A 17,386-nucleotide genomic window follows, 5' to 3' on the forward strand; every position below is an offset into this window, starting at 1 on the left:
CCTTTGTCCGGTGTAGGGCCTAGCCGCAGGTGGCGGGTTGGTCAGAGTCGGCCGCGTGGTCATAGAGGAACTGGTTGATATCCAGCAGCTTTTGCTGATTCAGCCCCTCGAACACTTCCGGTGCTTTCTTGTGCTTGTCACGTTGGAAGAAGCGGTCCCACTGACTCATGGTTTTGGACATCGGAGTCAGTTCACCCCCAGCGCCGTCAGCGCTGTGGCATACCTTGCATTCCTTTTTGTAGTGGTGGCGCCCTTTCTTCGGGTTGCCGCCGTCAACGGCCATGGCGCCAGCAGCAAAGGCCACCAGTGCGACCGCCAGAGTGGTTTTGGTGAAGGTTTTCATCAGGATCTCCCTAGGTTTTCTCTTTTTTCAGGGGGGCAACCACTGTCACCACCCTTTAACCAAATGCTAACTCGCTTAATTAGTAAGATCTGCATTAGGAAAAGCTACTTAAGATGATATTGATTTAGATCAATTTGCCACCTAGTGGGACGTTAAGCTCTTGTTTGGTCGATGTTTTATGGAGGTGCGGTGCCGGGTGAAGCGGGGGGCGGTTGCGACTTTGTTGTGAAACTGTGAGTGCCCTCACGCCTTGGGTTTGATGAGTGGACGGAGGAAAACTGCTCGGGTAGGTGGCGGGAGGGGACTAACGGGGTCGAATCATCAAAGGAGTCCCCAACCAGCTCAAAAGTTTGCTGAGGCTCATGCGCAGTTCACGACCATTATTCAGCGATAAGGTGAATTAAGTTACCGGTTTGCTCGCCTTTAGGTGGTGAGGCGGGCTAGGCAAAGGGGCGAAGCGCCGTACAGACAGTCAGAGAAGGTGACAGTATTGACGCCGTTGCAGGCGTCCGACGTCCGAAGGCCAAGCTTAGCCAGGGGCGTAACCGGCACTTGGAGACGCTTTTTAGACCAGATGGATGATTCACCTAAAGGGATGACATGGGATTGAACCTAAAGCCAATTTTATTCTGCCAGGCATTGTGTGCGTTGGTGTTGCTGCAGGGGTGCGGAGAGCCCGAGCCTCAGATACCTGAACCTCCTGTCGTGGATGAAAAAGAACCTACTCCCGATCCCAAACCGGACCCTACGCCCGACCCAGACCCCACGCCCGACCCGGACCCTATGCCCGACCCGAACCCCACGCCCGACCCGGACCCCACGCCCGACCCGGACCCCACGCCCGACCCGGACCCTATGCCCGACCCGGACCCCACGCCCGACCCGGACCCCACGCCCGACCCGGACCCTACGCCCGACCCGGACCCCACGCCCGACCCGGACCCCACGCCCGACCCGGACCCCACGCCCGACCCGGATCCCACGCCCGAGCCGGACCCTACGCCCGACCCGGACCCCACACCTGATCCGGAGCTGAACCAGCCCCCTATGGCCATCGACTACGTCCATCCGGACACCATTGGGTATGGCGCCTCTGTCACTCTGTCCCTGAATCAATTGGGACAGGATGCCGATGGCGACGCGCTGCAATTGGCCCAACTGATCATTGAGGACACCAGCACCTCAGTAACCATCAATGAGCAGGGAGAGCTGACTCTGAGGCCCCTTAAAACGGGAACGCAACAGTGGGCGTTTCAGTTAAGCGACGGCGAAGCGGAGTCTGGGCTGGCCTTCTTGACTGTGACAGTAGATGGCCCGACAAAACGGCAGCATCACCGCTTCCTACTGCAAAGCACTTTTGGCCCAACCTCCGCCGATATGGAAGGCTACGCCAGCTTCGAGCCCGTGGAGTGGCTGGAACAACAGCTCGCCGAGCCTGTCTCTCTGCACCTGCCCAATACCGAGGCGATGGGGATGACCAACGAGGCTCGCGGAGATGCCTGGCTCTACTTCAGCACCACAGCCCCCGATCAACTGCGTCAACGGGTGGCGTTTGCGCTCAGTGAACTGTTTGTGGTGTCCGTCTACGGCAGCCTGAGCAAAAAAGAGAAGGCGCTGATCACCTATTACGACCTGCTGCTCTCCGGCGCCCTAGGCAACTTTCGAGAGCTGCTTGAGCGGGTCTCGCTGCACCCGGCGATGGGGGTCTACCTGACCATGATCAACAGCCGCAAGGCGGATGAGAATCGAGGTTTCCAGCCGGATGAAAACTATGCCCGGGAGGTGATGCAGCTGTTCACCATCGGCCTCTATGAACTTCATCCTGACGGGACATTAAAGCTGGATGCGGCCAATCAGCCGATCCCCTCCTACACCCAGCAGGATGTTCAGAACATTGCCCGCGCTTTCACCGGTTGGCGGAAGTCGGATGTCGATTATGTGCTGCCGATGGAGGCCAACGAGGCGTATCACGATACCGACAGCAAAGAGGCGTTGGGGCATACGCTGCCAGCGGGGCAGACGGCGCTGGAGGATTTGCGGCAGGTGCTGGATATCTTGTTTGAGCACCCCAATACGCCGCCCTTCTTTGCCAAGCATATGATTCTGCGCTTGGTCAGCTCCAACCCCTCTCCAGAGTATGTTGAGCGGGTGGCCAGCGTTTTTATCGATAATGGTGAAGGTGTTCGGGGTGACATCGGAGCGGTGGTGAGAGCGATTCTGCTGGATGAAGAAGCCCTGGGACTGGTGCCCGCTTACCCCCCAAAAAAGCTTAAGGAGCCGGTGATCACCCTGGTAAACCTGGCTCGGGCGATAGACAGTCAGTATGCACCTATGACCACCCTGAACAGCAGATACGCCTATAACAATGCGAAACAGGGGCCTTTGCGTTCGCCCTCCGTCTTTAATTTCTTTTCACCCGACTACCTGATTGCCAATGGGCAGAAAGTGGCGCCGGAAGCGGAGCTGCTCTCCTGGAGCCGCTATGTCTCCCTCTCCAACTACATGCGTGGCATGGTGATGTCAGACACCATTCCTGATTACAGCTATCTCATTGAGGAGTACGACAACGTCGATGGGGTGATAGAGAAGATCAGCGACCTGTTCTACGGCGGAGATATGAACCCCTCTCTGGAGCTCCAACTGAGAGAGTTGATAGAGAGCGCCAATAACCCAACCGGGTCGATAAAGACGATCGGCGCACTGATTGTCTCTTCCGACGAGTTTTTTATTCAGGATTAAGCCGATGCCGATTTCTAGAAGAACCTTTTTAAAGAGCGTGGGCGCGTCGGCACTGGTGTCGCAGGTGGGCTGGGCGACCGAATCAACGTCGAGCAACGACTATCGTGCGCTGGTCTGCATCTTCCTCAATGGGGGAAACGATGGGTTTAATACCCTGGTGCCGACGGACGACAGCCACTACCAGGAGTATGCGGACGTTCGTAAACATTTGGCGATCGCCAAGAGTGACCTGCTGCCGACCCCATTGAGCGGGCTGGATCGTGCAGGGAGCCCGGTTTCCCTGGGGTTGCACCCCGCGATGCCCGAATTTAAGGACCTGTGTGACCGCGGCTATGTCACCGCCCTGCTGAACTGTGGTGTGCTTAAGCAGCCCATGACCAAGCAGGATCTGGGGACGGAGCCGGACATGCTGTTTTCCCATAACTCCCAGAGCCAGGAGTGGTTGCGCGGAGATGCCATCAATAAATCCTTAAGCAGTGGCTGGGGCTCCAGATTGATGGCGCAACTGAGTCAGAGCAGCGCGCTTCCACCGATGTTCAGCTTTGCCGGGCAGTCTCGCCTGTTTCGGGGGAGTGACAAGGCCAACACGCTTTCGCCGGATGGGGTGCGTACCCTGAACATGCCTCCCTATCTCCGCAATCGCTTTGCTCAGACTCTGGACAACCCTCGACAGGACCTGTTTCGGGAGCACCTCCGCGACCTGATGAGGGACAGCATCTACGCCAGCAATGAAGTTAACAGCATCATTCAGCCGGACTCCAACACCGTGCTGGCGGCGGACACCGACAACACCCTTAGCCAGCAGCTGGACGCGACCCTGAAGTTTATCAAGGGGCGGGACACACTGACGCAGAATCGGCAGATCTTCTATCTCAACCTGGGTGGCTTCGACACTCACGCCCAACAGGAGAAAAGCCATCAGGAGTTGTTGGCGCTGTTCAGTCGGGCGGTGAAATACTTCTACGATCTGCTGGATGCGGAGGGGCTGGCCAGCAGCGTAACCACCGTCACCCTGTCCGACTTTGGCCGCCGCATCATTCCCAATCCCACTGGCACGGATCACGGCTGGGGCAACAACCAGTTTGTGATCAGCGGGGCGCAGTTGGCTGCCAACACCATCGGTACCTGGCCCTCGCTGACGCCACGCAGTGAGGATGACTTCAGCACTGGACGGCTGATCCCGACCACCTCGGTGGATCAGATCGGCGCCACCCTGGCGCGTTGGATGGGGGTGGCGGAGTCGGATATGGAAGCGGTGTTCCCCAACATCGCCAACTTTACCCCCAGAGAGCTGCCTCTGTTCAGCTAACCGGGTGGGATGCCGACACAAAAAAAGCGCCCCGAAATGGGGCGCTTTTTCTTGCCGTTAAGTGCGGCTCAGCGCATGGTAACGAACTCTTCCGCGCTGGTGGGGTGCAGAGCCACGGTAGCGTCAAAGTCCGCTTTGGTGGCGCCCATCTTGATGGCCACCGCGAAGCCCTGGAGGATTTCGTCCATACCGAAGCCGATGCCGTGCAGACCGACAATCTTCTCCTCGGGACCAACACAAACCAGCTTCATCTCGGTGGCCTGGCGGTGGGCGGTCACTGCGGTGTACATGGCGGCAAAGGAGGAGGTGTAGACCTTCACATTATCGTCGCCGTACTGCTCGCGGGCTTGCGGCTCGGTCAGACCGATGGTGCCGATGGCCGGGTGGCTGAACACCACGGTGGGCACCAGGGAGTAGTCCATCTTGGCTTCCGGCTGGCCGCCAAACAGGCGCTCGGACAGAGCACGACCCGCTTTCACCGCGACCGGGGTCAGCTCAATGCCGCCCTCCATAATGTCGCCCACGGTGTAGATGCCGGGCACGTTGGTGTTCTGGTACTCATCCACCGGGATAAAGCCCCGCTCGTTCACCTTCACGCCAGCAGCTTCGATGTTGATCTTGTCAGTAGCTGGCTCGCGGCCGATGGCCCAGATCAGGCAATCTACGTTGAGGCTGTTGCCGTTCTCCAGATGCAGGGTCAGGCTGCCGTCCGCCTCCTTCTCCACCGCTTTGGGGATGGAGTGGGTGTGCAGGGTCGGGCCTTCCGCTTCCATCAGCTTGACCAGGGTATCGACGATCATCGGGTCGAAGTTGCGCAGCGGCGCATGCTTGCGCACCAGCAGATGAGTCTCACTGCCCAGGCTGTGCAGCACTCCGGCCAGCTCTACGGCGATGTAACCTGCACCCACAACCGCAACCCGCTTGGGCTGCTCGGTCAGGGCAAAGAAGCCGTTGGAGTCGATGCCGTGCTCAGCGCCGGGGATGGCCGGAATGGTAGGACGGCCACCGGTGGCGATAAGGATATTCGGCGCAGTGTAGTGCTCGCCGTTTACCTCAACGGTGCTCTTATCCACAAACTTGCCGAAGCCCTTCACCAGGGTCACGCCATTGGCGTCCAGGCCGCGGTTGTAGCCGCCATGGATACGCTCAATGTAAGCCTCACGGCTCTCAATCAGTTTGCTCCAGCTGAACTGGTTGATGGTGGTATCAAACCCGTAGTCCGGACCATACAGCTTGATGGCTTCCGCCACCTGGGCACCAAACCACATCACCTTTTTGGGAACGCAGCCAACATTCACGCAGGTGCCACCGAGGTGCTGGGCCTCGATCAGCAGCACCTTGGCGCCTCGCATGGCAGCCCGGTTGGCTGATGCGATGCCGCCGGAACCGGCGCCCAAAACGATGTAGTCAAATTGCTGTGCCATGGAAAGCTTCCTTTACCTTAACGCCCTAAGGGCCGAATACGCATTGCCGGAGTTGTACCCTGATCTGGGGACGCACTCAACCGCAAACAAGGGATTGCCCTTATCGGAAAGGGCGTTCAGAGCCGGTCGCTTAGTCCCGGCCCCGGCCTCTAAGGGCCCGGGAGGGGAGGAGGCTCCGGGTGGAATCAGGATGAGCGCGGTTCAATTTGAGACAAAATCTTTATCCACTGTTTCCTCGTATGCGATCTCTGGTCACAAAAAAACAACCTTCGGATGGCTGAGTGAACGGGAATTGATCCTGGTCACAAAAGCGTTATCACCAATGCCAATAAGATTGATTCGCAATCACGATGAATTTCCAGATAATGCGAGCAGTAGATGATGAAGCGTTCTCTTCTTGCCCTGGCGCTGTGCGTGACCTCTGTGCACGTTGCCGCCGCCGAATACGAAGTCGATTTTGGGTACGACAGCAAATACATCTCCGAGGGCCGGGATAACCTGGACAAGGGGGGCATCTATTGGGCCAGCGGCGCTGCCGGTTTTGAAAATGGCATCACGTTGAGCGCTGCCTACGGCTATGCGGCTGACTCCGATGTGGATTATGACGAACTGAATCTCGGCATTGAGTATGGCTTTGAGGTGGGGGATTTCAGCTTTTACGGTGGCTATACCCGCCTTGAGTTCTTCAAGGATGATGAGTCCGACAATGAAATCAGCGCGGGCGTGGCGTATGGCGGTCTGAGCTGGTTTGAGCCCTTTATTGACTACGTCTACAGCACCGAAGCCGAAGGCAGTTTTGTTGAGATCGGCATTCAGCGGGAGTTTGCCCTGAATGAGCGTTTGGTGCTTACCCCCTATGTTATCGCGGGCCTGGATTACGGTTACGCCAACCCGGACCACGATGGCCAGAACCACCTGGCGGTTGGCGCGACGCTGGGTTACCAGTTAACGGACCAGCTTGGCCTGACCCTGATCGCGGAGCACACCGAAGCGGATCGTCAGATGGCGCGGGATGAGGGGATTGAAACCGACCAAACCTGGGCTGGCGTTCACCTGACCATGGCGTTCTAAGGCCCAGCGGTAGGCCAGACGATTCTCACATTTGGGCTCGCTCAAAAGGGATGGGGTATCCGATAGGACCGCATCCCTTTTCAGATCTTTGAGCCCATAAGCGGACTGTGGCGAGCGTTACGGGACGCCACCCTCACCCACCCCTGCATAGGGGATCCCCGCCAACGCCACCATCTCCCGATCCGCCGTGGCAAGATCCGACAGTGAAAACTCCGACAAGCGGTGGTAACCGCAGGCCCGGGCCAGTACCGCCATCAATTCTGTGCTGCTTTGCAGATAGCGGGCGACCCGCTTGGGTCCTTCGATCACATCCAGACGCTGACGCAACGCGGGGTCTTGAGTGGCGATGCCGGTGGGACAGCGGTTGGTGTTGCACATGCGGGCACCCACACAACCCAGCGCCTGAATCGCCGCATTGGCCAACGCGATGCCATCCGCGCCCAATGCCAGCGCTTTGACAAAATCCGCTGGCGTACGCAGGCCGCCGGTGATGATCAGTGTGATGTCCTGTCGGCCCTGCGCATCCAGATAGCGTCTTGCCCGGGCTAACGCCGGGATGGTGGCGACGCTGATGTTATCGCGGAACAGGGCAGGGGCCGCACCTGTTCCGCCACCGCGGCCATCAAGAATCAGGTAGTCGGCACTGGCGTCTAGGGCAAACTGGATATCCCGTTCGATGTGGTTGGCGGAGAGCTTGAAACCGATGGGGACGCCGCCGGTGATCTCGCGGATGTGATCGGCGCAGCGGCGGAAGTCGCCCGGTGTGGTCAGGTCGGCAAAGCGGGCAGGCGAGATGGCGGCCTGGCCCGGATTGAGCCCCCGGACTGCGGCGATCTCAGCCGTAACTTTGTCCGCAGGAAGATGGCCACCGGTACCGGTTTTGGCCGCCTGCCCGGCTTTGAAGTGCACCGCCTGAACCCCTTTGAGTTTGTTTTCGTCATAGCCAAATCGGGCGGCTGCCAGTTCATAGAAGTAGCGTGAGCAGGCGTCGTGCTCGGCATCCAGCATTCCCCCTTCGCCGGAGCAGATCCCGGTTCCTGCGATCTCCGCCCCCTGCGCCAGGGCGATTTTGGCTTCCCGTGAGAGAGCGCCAAAGCTCATGTCCGACACAAACAGCGGCATCGCCAGTTTCAGCGGTTTGCGCGCCTCCGGGCCGATCACCAGTTCGGTGGCGACCGGAGTGTCATCCAACAGGGGAGCACGAGCCAGCTGTGCCACCATAAGTTGAATCGAATCCCATTGGGGCAGGGTTTGTCGAGGCACTCCCATTGCCACCATTGGCCCGTGGTGGCTGTATTTGAGCCCCTCCCGGGCCAACTGATGGATGAAGGCCACCTCCGGCTCTTCCGGGGTGGGTTCTGCCCGAGGGGCGGCGTGCGCGTTGCTGGGGGCTCCTCCCCCTTCAGGCTTTGGGGACGAGTTCTCCTCCCCGGTGGTGCCGACCTGCTCGCGAGGAATGCGGGCATGGCTGCCGTCGCAATAGGGCTGCTCCTGGCTGCGTTTGCACTGACACAGATACGCCTCCCCATCTTTTTCTGGCGTAAAAGCCAGTGGGGTAAAGCTCGTACTCTTGTGGGACCCATCGCAGAAGGGCTGGCTGGCGGAGCGTCCACATCGGCAGAACCAATAGGACTGGCCCGCTTTCAGGGCGACTTTGGCGGGGCGGTTAGCGGCAATGACCGGTTTGCTCATGGCGGTTCTCCTTGTACCGTCGATGCTAAAAGCCTAGAACAGGGGGCCGGGTAACGATGGAGCTAATCGCTTCTTCGGACTTGAACTTCACGGTCGCTGCCCGCATCTATGGTTACAACATCCCATTACCAACGGGGCCACCCTGCTGGCCTCACAAGGAGTCGCCATGACCAATCCGTTGATGGATCCATCCTCTCTGCCCGCTTTCTCCCAGATCCGCCCGGAGCACGTGCAACCGGCCGTGGAGGCAGCACTCAAGCATTGTCGTGACACGGTGGAGCAGGTGTTGGCCGGCGCTGGCCCCGTCACCTGGGACAGCCTGGTGGCCCCCGTCGACGAAGCGGAGGATAAGCTGTCCCGGATCTGGTCTCCGGTCAGTCATATGAACTCCGTGGTCAGCAACGAGGCGCTGCGCGAAGCACACGACGCCTGTCTGCCGCTGCTCTCCGAGTACTCCACCTGGCTGGGGCAGAACAAAGCGCTGTACGAAGCCTATAAAGCCCTGGCGGCCAGCGACGAGTTTGCCAACCTGAGCCCGGCTCAGAAGAAGGTGGTGGAAAATGGCCTGCGTGACTTTGAACTGTCCGGGATCGGCCTGCCGGAAGCGGAGCAGAAGCGCTACGGCGAGATTGTGATGCGCCTGTCCGAACTCTCCAGCCGCTACTCCAACCAACTGCTGGACGCCACCAATGCCTGGAGCAAACTGATCACCGACGTGTCGGAACTGGCGGGTCTGCCGGAGTCTGCACTGGAAGCGGCGCAGCAAAGTGCCGCGCTGCGTGAGCAAGAGGGATACCTGCTGACACTGGAGTTCCCCTCCTACCTGGCGGTGATGACTTACGCGGATAACGCCGAGCTGCGTCGTGAAGTCTATACCGCGTTCTGCACCCGGGCTTCCGAGCAGGGGCCTCATGCCGGTCAGTTCGACAACGGTCCGCTGATGGATGAACTTCTGGCGCTGCGTCAGGAGCTGTCTCAGTTGCTGGGCTTCGAGAGCCCGGCTCACAAATCGTTGGCCACCAAGATGGCGGAAACCCCGGAGCAGGTGATCAGCTTCCTTAATGAGCTGGCACTGGCTTCCAGAGGGCAGGGCGAGGAGGAGCTTAAGGCGCTGACCGCCTACGCCAGAGCGGAGCACGGTGTGGAAAGTCTGAACGCCTGGGATATCACCTATTACGCCGAAAAGCAGAAGCAGCACCTTTACCAGATCTCTGATGAGGCACTGCGTCCCTACTTCCCGGAAGATAAGGTGCTGTCCGGCCTGTTCCACACCCTGGAGCGCCTGTTCAGTGTGAAGGTTCAGGAGCGCAAGGATATCGATACCTGGCACAAGGACGTTCGTTTCTTTGATCTTCTTGAAGCGGATGGCAGCGTTCGCGGCAGCTTCTACCTGGATCTGTATGCCCGTCAAAACAAGCGGGGCGGAGCCTGGATGGATGATTGTCAGGGGCGCCGTTATCGCGCTGACGGCAGCCTGCAAAAGCCGGTGGCTTACCTCACCTGTAACTTCAATGGCCCGGTGGGAGACAAGCCCGCCCTGTTTACCCACGATGAGGTGGTGACCCTGTTCCACGAGTTTGGACATGGCATTCACCATATGCTCACCCGTATCGAGGACGCCCCGGGCGTGGCGGGCATCAACGGGGTACCCTGGGACGCCGTGGAGTTGCCGAGTCAGTTCCTGGAAAACTGGTGCTGGGAAGCGGAAGCGCTGGGCGAGATCTCCGGCCACTATGAAACCGGTGAGCCGCTGCCTGTTGAGATGCTCGATAAGATGCTGGCGGCGAAGAACTACCAGAGTGCCATGATGATGTTGCGCCAGCTGGAGTTCGCGCTGTTCGATTTCCGTCTGCACCTGGAGTGTGCCCAGCTGCAGGGCGATAACCCGATCCAGAGCATTCTCGACGAAGTGCGGGAGCAGGTGGCAGTGATCAAGGCGCCGGAGTTCAACCGCTTCCAGCATGGCTTCAGCCATATCTTTGCTGGCGGCTATGCGGCGGGTTACTACAGCTATAAGTGGGCGGAAGTGCTTTCTGCGGACGCTTTCTCCCGCTTTGAAGAGGAGGGGATCTTTAATCCTCTGGTTGGGGCTGACTTCCTGCACCATATCCTTGAAATGGGCGGCAGCGAGGAGCCGATGGCGCTGTTTACCCGGTTCCGAGGCCGGGAGCCGGAAATCGACGCATTGTTGCGGCACAGCGGTATCGCACAATAATCCAAAACGGCGCCAAATCGGCGCCGTTTTTGTTTTGTATCAACGGACTCGGTTGATTTTGTGCCAACTGGAGGGCACCTTGGCGTGGAGCGACAGGATGTTGCCAAGGAGCAAGGAATGGATGCCTTTTTGTATCGCTGGGGGTGGGCTCTGGCGGTCTTGAATCTGTTGGGCTGCGGGCTGGCCCTGTTTGGGCTTTATGGGTACCTGTATGAGCCTTATTGGCGAGACCCCGGGCTGATGATGGGCCTTGGGGTGGTGCTGATGATGCCGCAAACCTTTCGTTTGCTGCTGCGCCATTGGGTCGCGGATGAGCGAGTGCTTTAGCTGAACCGGTGGTGCCCTATCCCCGTTGGACACCAAGGTCGCATTGTGGCCGGTCATTCGACCGCTTAGGATTCCGCATTGCGAGCGATTGGATATTGTCTTCATTTATCAAACGATAGCGCTGACTTTGGGTCGAAGAATATTCTTCCTCGACTCTGACACAGACGAAAAATGACCGAAATGAGACAGTTAGCACTCATCTATCTGGGCAGGGCAGCCTGAAATTGTGTTAGGTATGCACAAGTGACTGTTCTTAAAGAGTTATTTTCACCACTAGTGTGATCTTCCGCCCAGTTGGCTTGCGCACTTTTTGATTTCATATGACCTACCCCAACAGGGCAGCGTTTTGGTGCGCTGCGGATGGGACCCAGTTTAAATCAAGGGACAACCTAATGAACAAGTCGGAACTGTTCAAAGCGCGGGAACAGCGCATCTTATCGGCGGCATTGGTGACGGCCCGGGGCAAGGGAGCCCTGGATTTCCGGATGGCAGACGTGGCTCGCGCTGCTGAATGCTCCGTCGGCACACTCTACGGCCATTTCCTCAGCAAAGAAGACATGATGGCGGCGCTGGTTCAGATCAGCCTGCAGCAGCGTCATGAGTGGATTGCTCGTCTGAATGAAATGGACCTGACTCCCATGGAGCGCTTCGTCACTCTGCTGGCTTCTGAGCGCGTTCGCCTGCTTCGCGATGAAGTCCTGGCTCAGCTTGAACTGCTGGTCAGCCACACTGAGCTGTGGCGCCGGGCGGCGGATCAGCGTCAACTGGCGCTGCGTGCGCTGGTTGAGGAGCTGGTAAAGGCACTGGAAGGCATTCTGCAGGATGCTCGTCAACAGGGGCTTCTGGCCCTGGATGAAGCGCAAAGCGCCGCATTGGTTGCACGTGCTCGCGCGCTGCTACTGGGTTTCCAACTGCAATCCAGCCGTCAAACCCTGGCGCCCACGCCGGAGCTGGCGGAAACCGATGGTTTGCTGGACGCGCTGGCCGGTTTGTTGAGCGGGGCAGGCATGGCAGAGGGGCACGCTGACTGGCGCACCCGCTGTCGCGAAGCACTGCGTCGATACCCGGCGCTGCCGGAAGTCGCCCTTCAGACTTCCAACGCTGCCTAAAATCCCTCGCTTGCAGGGCTCCCGGTGATCCACTACTCTCCCGCTGATCACCATGGGAGCCCTATGTCCACCACCATCTATCTCGACCCTGCCAGCGAGCACCCTGAGCGCCTGGCTGAGCTGGCCCAGCGCTGGCACCTTTCACATCAAGACGATGCGCCGTTCCGGTTGACGCTGGAGCAGGGACGTCTGCGCCTGTATGACCGCCAACAGCCGAAACTGGGTGCCATTGAGGTGGATCTGGTCAGTGGCGCCGTGGCCCACCGACGCAAGTTTGGTGGGGGACGCGGTCAGGCGATCGCGAAAGCGGTGGGCCTGAAAGGGGGCGTCACACCCAAAGTGGTGGATGGAACCGCAGGCTTGGGGCGTGATGCCTTTGTGCTGGCGAGCCTCGGCTGTGATGTGGTGTTGGTGGAGCGTCACCCGGTTGTGGCGGCGCTGCTGGAGGATGGGCTGCGCCGAGCCTACGAAGACCCGGAGATCGGCCCCTGGGTACAGCAGCGGATGAGACTGTTCCATGGCAACAGCCTGGAAGCTCTCTCGGCTCTGTCGGAATCCGTGGATGTGGTCTTCCTTGACCCCATGTACCCTCACCGAGCCAAATCGGCCCAGGTGAAGAAGGAGATGCGGGTGTTTCAGGATCTGGTAGGTGCAGATCTGGACGCAGACGGGTTGCTGGCGCCCGCTTTGGCGCTGGCGTGCAAAAGGGTGGTGGTCAAGCGTCCCGACTACGCGGAGCCGCTGGACGGGAAGTTGCCCACCATGAGCATCGACACCAAGAAAAACCGCTTTGATGTCTACGTGAAAGCGGCCATGTCATCCGGATCAGAAGGGTGAGGGATCACTACTGCGCCGCCCCAGACGGTGGCGCCGATCCTGTCCTTGCAGCCCGAACCGTCGATACTGGCGTCGGTCGTGCTGATTGCGCCGCTCTCCTCGTCGGCGCTCCTCTACTTCGGCGGTCATGCCAGAGTCCTTCTTTTAGCCTCATACCAAGTGTAGCGTTGTCGCGGTGAAAGCGATCATGCCGCAGTGGCTTAAACCGGAGGAGGCGCCCCTGGCCAGCCGTTTTTATGCCAGTGAGGGTCAGAAGGAGAAAGCACGCCGGGATGAACGGATCGCCGTACTGAGGGAGCCCAACGGGCAGATCGTTGCGGCACTGAGATTGAGCCCTCGCGAGAGCGAGTGGGTGCTGCGTGCCCTGCGGGTGGCCAGCCACCGACAAGGGCAGGGGCTGGCTCGGGTCCTGATGGAGTTTGTCTTAGAAGCGTTTGAGGCGCCCATCTGGTGTTTCTCGGTGGCTCACCTGGAGCGCTTCTACCTTAGCCTGGGCTTTGTCCAGGTTGCTCCCGCTTCGGCGCCGGAATCGATAGCCGGGCCGTTTCAGGCTTATCTGCGTCATCAGCCCCTGGTGCTGCTGCGTCACCCCGGGTGTAGACGAGCACCGTTTTAGAGGGCGATCACTGCCCGGACACGCAAACTGGTTTCTGCTCACTTTTCTTTGAATCCGCCGGGGTTTATTGCGACTATGTGGCCCACTGTGCCGCGTTAAGACAAGGAGAGAACCATGCTGTCCAAGGCGATGGTCGATAAGCTGAACGAACAGATTAACCTGGAGTTTTTCTCGTCAAACCTCTATCTGCAGATGAGTGCCTGGTGTGAGGATAAGGGCTTTGAAGGGGCGGCGCTGTTCCTGCGCGCTCATGCCGACGAGGAGATGGAGCATATGCGCCGTCTGTTCACCTACGTCAGCGAAGCCGGTGGCCTGCCGATGCTGGGCGCCATTGATGCGCCCGACCATGAGTTCGACAGCCTGGCTGCCCTGTTTGCCCAAACCTATGAGCATGAGCAGCTGGTGACCCGCAAGATCAACGAGCTGGCTCATGCGGCGTTTACCAACCAGGACTACTCCACATTCAACTTCCTGCAGTGGTACGTGGCCGAGCAGCATGAAGAGGAGAAACTGTTCAAGTCGATCCTCGACAAGCTGGAGCTGGTCGGCAACGACGGTCAGGGCCTCTACCTGGTGGATAAGGACCTGGCGAAGCTCGCCACCGAGGAAGCCGCCAGCGTGATGCACGAAGCCCCAGAGGCGTAACCACGAAAACGGATGGCCCAGGCCATCCGTTATTGTTTCAGAGTCTTCCCCATGTCCCAGCCATTGCCGCGCCGACAGCTATTGCTGTTCGGTTTGCTTAACCTGCCCCTCTCGATGCTGATGTCGCCCACAGCGGCGATGCTGCCAGCGTTCTATCTGGAGACGACAGCCGTAACCGCCGCTGGACTGGCTACTGCCACTCTGGTGGCCCGTATCTTCGATGGCATCACCGATCCTTTGCTGGGCTGGCTTTCTGATCGCAGTGGCCGTCGCAAAGTGTGGATGGCCCTGGGAGTGGTATTGGTGATGCTGGGGCTGTGGCCTCTGTTCCAGCCGCACAGTGAAGCGGGACTGGGTTATCTGCTGGGGTGGTATCTGCTGGTGACGCTGGGGTGGACGGCGATTGAGATCCCCCACAGTGCGCTGGCGGCAGAGATGTCCCGAGACTATCAGGAGCGCAGCAGGGTGGTGCTGTGGCGCCAGATGCTGGGCTTTATCGGCGGGCTGCTGTTTATGGCCAGCCCGATGATTCTGTTCGGGCGCAGCGGCTTCACCTCGGAAGTGTTTGCGGTGCTGGCCGGATTCATTCTGCTGACACTGCCCCTTGGGCTGTGGCTGATGTGGCGCGCGGTGCCGGAACCTGGCCATCCGAGTCGGGCGCGTCCGCGACTGAAAGAGCTGCCGGGAGTGCTGACCTCCGTACCGCCACTGCGCTACTTCCTGCTGACTCAGCTCCTGTTTGGGTTGGCCACCGGGGCGGTCTCCTCGCTCTTTGTTATCTATGCCAGCTTCTATCTTGGGCACGCTGATGCCATCGCCAAAATCGCCATTCCCATGACGCTGGTGATGGCGCTGGGTATGCCGCTGTGGCTGCAGGTGCTCAAACGGGTTGAGAAGCATAAGGCCTGGGCAGGATCCGGTGTTGGGATGATCCTCTGCCTGTTGATGGTGCTGCCGCTGGAGCCGGGGCCCGACTCCCTGCTGCCGATGATTCTGGTGATGACCGGTTTTGGCTTCTTTGCCGGCCTCTCATCCCTGGCGTTGCCGTCACTGCTGGCGGATGTGGTGGACTATGACCGCTGGAAGAACCGCAAAGATCGCGCCGCCATCCTGTTTTCATTCCAGGCTCTGATCATCAAATTCAACCAGGGGATCGGTGGCGCCATTGCATTGGGAATCGCCGCCCTGTTCGGATTTACTGGAAAATCGACGCTGGAGGGGCTGGCGGTGACCGGCCTGAAGCTGGGCTTTGTGATTTGGCCCTGCGTGTTGCTGGTGCCGACCTTGCTCCTGGCCTGGCGTTACCCGCTAACCCGCCACCGACAGGGCCTGCTGGCACGTCGATTGGATCGCAGAATCGCAACAAAGTCGGAGGGTTAGGTGCCCGGCACCGAGCCCTTTGTGAACTGCTCAACGAAATCCTTCCGGGCATCTGGTTATGCTGCGTGACCGCCATCATTAACCGGGTTCAAACGGATGCAATGCCCCAGCTCAGCCGCGCAGTATGACCGCTGCCAACTTATTCTGAACGCCACAGAGTGGCTGATCGAAACCCAGGGGCTGATCGCGTTTAAGATCTCCGACCTTTCCAACCATGCCGGCATCGCCAACAGCTCGCTCTACAAGCTGTTTGAAAGCAAGGAAGACCTGTTGGTGTGCTGCTTCCTCCGCAACGCCACCAGCAACCACTTCGCCTCCTTTGAGGCACAGTACCCGGATATGACGCCGATGCAGCGGGTGCTGGTTCCCATCATGTTCACCTTTGAGGCCACCCACTTTGCCCCCACCTTCAACCTGGTGCGGCAGGTGGCGGTGAACCCGATGGTGTGGCGCCGCGCCAGCCCCGAAAAGGTGAAAGCGTTTGAGTCCCGCATCAACCTGTTCTGGCGAGCGATCAAGGGGTACGTACAGGAGGCGGTGGAGTCCGGTGACCTGGTGGCAACCGATGAGGAGGTGCTGGAGCTGACCCAGGCGATCACCTTCTATCTGAGTGGGGCACTGTCGGCCTATCAGAGCCAACTGATCGACAGCCACTATCTGAAAGAGAAGCGCTTTACCCTGTTCCGTCAGCTTCAGAAAGTGTTGTTGCCCTATCAGTGGCGGGAGCCGCTGGCGCTGGCGGACTTTGAACGGATTGGGATGCGTGCGCACCTCTATTACCGTCAACTGGGGGAGAACTTTAACCGCTGTGAACGGTGCCAGCAGGCGGGACGGTGTGGGCAGCCGCCATCCCTGGCGGCGAAGTAACGCTTACTCGAAGCGGTCCGCATTGGTGCCGTAAGGGCCCAGGCCCATGGCGGCTTTGCGCATGATGTCGACGCGGTCGAAGGCGTCTTCGGCCACCCGCAGGTTCTTCACGTCTTTACGCCAGTAGTACTTAAAGCCGTCGAAGTGGGCGTTTTTCGGATACCAGTACAGCACGCCGAACCCCTCCTCTTCGGTGATCGGGGTGTTGTGGATGGTGTTGCCCGGAATGTAGAAGTACATCCCCTTCTCCATCCACTTGTACTCGCCGTCCGCCAGAGTGCGGGCGCGACCACTGACGGCGTAGTAGCACTCGGGCTGACCGTGGAAGTGGGGTTCGTGATCGGACTTACCGCCATAGGTGATGCCGATGGTGACCGGGGCATCAGACAGCTCTTTCCACAGATAGCCCACCGGGGCGTTTTCCAGTTTGCAGTCTTTGACTTCCAGAATGTTACCGTCGTTGTCCAGGCCCTTACAGAAGCGTTGGTCCTTGGCGATGGAATCGTTTGCCGTGATGGTCTTAAAGTCGATCTTGCCCGCTTCCCAGTCGGCGATGTACTGCTCAACCAGAGGGTCGCGGCACTGCTCCGGCATGGTGGATTGCGGGGAGTAGGGGCTGTAGTCGTAGGGAATGGCCGTGGGCTGTTGGTAGGGGCGCTGCTCCATCTGGAAGGCGGGTTCACCATAACCGGCGTAGGCGCTGCTGGCGAACAGCGCCGCCATGATCAGGGTGGCAGGTTTCCGTTTCATCGTCATCTCTCCGAGGGTTATCTAAAAAAGAAACGGGCCCGTCTGGACGGGCCCGTTGGCAG

The 17,386-nt window shown here is 59.4% G+C and carries 16 protein-coding genes; 11 read left to right on the top strand and 5 right to left on the bottom strand.

Going from position 1 to position 17,386, the window contains the following annotated elements:
* Nucleotides 1-19: 19 nt before the first annotated feature.
* Nucleotides 20-346, bottom strand: a complete 327-nt coding sequence (locus KUV52_RS04700) for a c-type cytochrome (RefSeq protein ID WP_222524901.1) — start codon at nt 344-346, stop codon at nt 20-22.
* A gap of 780 nt (nt 347-1,126) precedes the next feature.
* On the opposite strand from KUV52_RS04700, the gene KUV52_RS04710 reads away from it, so the two are divergent.
* Together KUV52_RS04710 and KUV52_RS04715 are read left to right on the top strand one after the other, a co-directional pair.
* Nucleotides 1,127-3,082 (top strand): DUF1800 family protein, encoded by a 1,956-nt coding sequence (locus tag KUV52_RS04710; protein WP_261389893.1) that lies wholly within the window; start codon nt 1,127-1,129, stop codon nt 3,080-3,082.
* A gap of 4 nt (nt 3,083-3,086) precedes the next feature.
* Complete coding sequence (locus KUV52_RS04715; RefSeq protein ID WP_222524788.1) at nt 3,087-4,391, top strand: DUF1501 domain-containing protein; 1,305 nt, start codon at nt 3,087-3,089, stop codon at nt 4,389-4,391.
* 68 nt (nt 4,392-4,459) lie between these two features.
* On the opposite strand, the gene gorA is transcribed toward KUV52_RS04715, so the two are convergent.
* Nucleotides 4,460-5,815, bottom strand: a complete 1,356-nt coding sequence (gorA, locus tag KUV52_RS04720; RefSeq protein ID WP_222524789.1) for a glutathione-disulfide reductase — start codon at nt 5,813-5,815, stop codon at nt 4,460-4,462.
* Between the two features lie 378 nt (nt 5,816-6,193).
* On the opposite strand from gorA, the gene KUV52_RS04725 reads away from it, so the two are divergent.
* On the top strand, nt 6,194-6,886 hold the full coding sequence (locus KUV52_RS04725) for a hypothetical protein (protein WP_222524790.1): 693 nt from the start codon (nt 6,194-6,196) through the stop codon (nt 6,884-6,886).
* Nucleotides 6,887-7,003: 117 nt separating this feature from the next.
* On the opposite strand, the gene KUV52_RS04730 is transcribed toward KUV52_RS04725, so the two are convergent.
* Nucleotides 7,004-8,578: a glutamate synthase-related protein gene (locus KUV52_RS04730; protein ID WP_222524791.1), complete on the bottom strand. Its 1,575-nt coding sequence runs from the start codon at nt 8,576-8,578 to the stop codon at nt 7,004-7,006.
* Between the two features lie 166 nt (nt 8,579-8,744).
* On the opposite strand from KUV52_RS04730, the gene prlC reads away from it, so the two are divergent.
* The 4 genes from prlC to KUV52_RS04750 all read left to right on the top strand — a co-directional run bounded on the left by prlC (nt 8,745) and on the right by KUV52_RS04750 (nt 13,066).
* Entirely contained in the window at nt 8,745-10,793 is a 2,049-nt protein-coding gene (prlC, locus tag KUV52_RS04735; RefSeq protein ID WP_222524792.1) for an oligopeptidase A, read from the top strand.
* 117 nt (nt 10,794-10,910) lie between these two features.
* Complete coding sequence (locus tag KUV52_RS04740; protein ID WP_222524793.1) at nt 10,911-11,120, top strand: hypothetical protein; 210 nt, start codon at nt 10,911-10,913, stop codon at nt 11,118-11,120.
* A 392-nt stretch (nt 11,121-11,512) separates the two neighbouring features.
* A complete protein-coding gene (locus tag KUV52_RS04745) occupies nt 11,513-12,229 on the top strand; it encodes a TetR/AcrR family transcriptional regulator (RefSeq protein ID WP_222524794.1) in 717 nt (238 codons plus the stop codon).
* 63 nt (nt 12,230-12,292) lie between these two features.
* Nucleotides 12,293-13,066 (top strand): class I SAM-dependent methyltransferase, encoded by a 774-nt coding sequence (locus KUV52_RS04750; protein WP_222524795.1) that lies wholly within the window; start codon nt 12,293-12,295, stop codon nt 13,064-13,066.
* On the opposite strand, the gene KUV52_RS04755 is transcribed toward KUV52_RS04750, so the two are convergent.
* Nucleotides 13,055-13,195, bottom strand: coding sequence for a hypothetical protein (locus KUV52_RS04755; protein WP_222524796.1), 141 nt, complete (start codon nt 13,193-13,195; stop codon nt 13,055-13,057). The genes KUV52_RS04750 and KUV52_RS04755 overlap by 12 nt on opposite strands.
* A gap of 46 nt (nt 13,196-13,241) precedes the next feature.
* Here KUV52_RS04755 and KUV52_RS04760 point away from each other — a divergent pair, with 46 nt between their 5' ends.
* The 4 genes from KUV52_RS04760 to KUV52_RS04775 all read left to right on the top strand — a co-directional run bounded on the left by KUV52_RS04760 (nt 13,242) and on the right by KUV52_RS04775 (nt 16,574).
* Nucleotides 13,242-13,682, top strand: coding sequence for a GNAT family N-acetyltransferase (locus tag KUV52_RS04760; protein WP_222524797.1), 441 nt, complete (start codon nt 13,242-13,244; stop codon nt 13,680-13,682).
* Nucleotides 13,683-13,796: 114 nt separating this feature from the next.
* Nucleotides 13,797-14,327 (top strand): non-heme ferritin, encoded by a 531-nt coding sequence (ftnA, locus tag KUV52_RS04765; protein ID WP_222524798.1) that lies wholly within the window; start codon nt 13,797-13,799, stop codon nt 14,325-14,327.
* A gap of 51 nt (nt 14,328-14,378) precedes the next feature.
* Nucleotides 14,379-15,707 carry an MFS transporter gene (locus KUV52_RS04770; protein ID WP_222524799.1) on the top strand — a complete coding sequence of 443 codons (1,329 nt, stop codon included), beginning with the start codon at nt 14,379-14,381 and terminating at the stop codon, nt 15,705-15,707.
* 96 nt (nt 15,708-15,803) lie between these two features.
* Entirely contained in the window at nt 15,804-16,574 is a 771-nt protein-coding gene (locus KUV52_RS04775) for a TetR/AcrR family transcriptional regulator (RefSeq protein ID WP_222524800.1), read from the top strand.
* Between the two features lie 3 nt (nt 16,575-16,577).
* On the opposite strand, the gene KUV52_RS04780 is transcribed toward KUV52_RS04775, so the two are convergent.
* Nucleotides 16,578-17,324 carry a cupin domain-containing protein gene (locus KUV52_RS04780; protein ID WP_222524801.1) on the bottom strand — a complete coding sequence of 249 codons (747 nt, stop codon included), beginning with the start codon at nt 17,322-17,324 and terminating at the stop codon, nt 16,578-16,580.
* Nucleotides 17,325-17,386 lie beyond the last annotated feature (62 nt).

Origin of the sequence: Ferrimonas balearica (assembly GCF_019802055.1) — a bacterium.
Taxonomy (GTDB): Bacteria; Pseudomonadota; Gammaproteobacteria; order Enterobacterales; family Shewanellaceae; genus Ferrimonas; species Ferrimonas balearica_A.

Excerpts from the sequence above, each read along its gene's own strand:
- KUV52_RS04710 (WP_261389893.1), top strand. The coding sequence starts at position 1,127 with ATGCCCGACCCGAACCCCACGCCCGACCCGGACCCCACGCCCGACCCG.
- KUV52_RS04715 (WP_222524788.1), top strand. The coding sequence starts at position 3,087 with ATGCCGATTTCTAGAAGAACCTTTTTAAAGAGCGTGGGCGCGTCGGCA.
- gorA (WP_222524789.1), bottom strand. The coding sequence starts at position 5,815 with ATGGCACAGCAATTTGACTACATCGTTTTGGGCGCCGGTTCCGGCGGC.
- KUV52_RS04725 (WP_222524790.1), top strand. The coding sequence starts at position 6,194 with ATGATGAAGCGTTCTCTTCTTGCCCTGGCGCTGTGCGTGACCTCTGTG.
- KUV52_RS04730 (WP_222524791.1), bottom strand. The coding sequence starts at position 8,578 with ATGAGCAAACCGGTCATTGCCGCTAACCGCCCCGCCAAAGTCGCCCTG.
- prlC (WP_222524792.1), top strand. The coding sequence starts at position 8,745 with ATGACCAATCCGTTGATGGATCCATCCTCTCTGCCCGCTTTCTCCCAG.
- KUV52_RS04740 (WP_222524793.1), top strand. The coding sequence starts at position 10,911 with ATGGATGCCTTTTTGTATCGCTGGGGGTGGGCTCTGGCGGTCTTGAAT.
- KUV52_RS04745 (WP_222524794.1), top strand. The coding sequence starts at position 11,513 with ATGAACAAGTCGGAACTGTTCAAAGCGCGGGAACAGCGCATCTTATCG.
- KUV52_RS04750 (WP_222524795.1), top strand. The coding sequence starts at position 12,293 with ATGTCCACCACCATCTATCTCGACCCTGCCAGCGAGCACCCTGAGCGC.
- KUV52_RS04755 (WP_222524796.1), bottom strand. The coding sequence starts at position 13,195 with ATGACCGCCGAAGTAGAGGAGCGCCGACGAGGAGAGCGGCGCAATCAG.
- ftnA (WP_222524798.1), top strand. The coding sequence starts at position 13,797 with ATGCTGTCCAAGGCGATGGTCGATAAGCTGAACGAACAGATTAACCTG.
- KUV52_RS04770 (WP_222524799.1), top strand. The coding sequence starts at position 14,379 with ATGTCCCAGCCATTGCCGCGCCGACAGCTATTGCTGTTCGGTTTGCTT.
- KUV52_RS04775 (WP_222524800.1), top strand. The coding sequence starts at position 15,804 with ATGCAATGCCCCAGCTCAGCCGCGCAGTATGACCGCTGCCAACTTATT.
- KUV52_RS04780 (WP_222524801.1), bottom strand. The coding sequence starts at position 17,324 with ATGAAACGGAAACCTGCCACCCTGATCATGGCGGCGCTGTTCGCCAGC.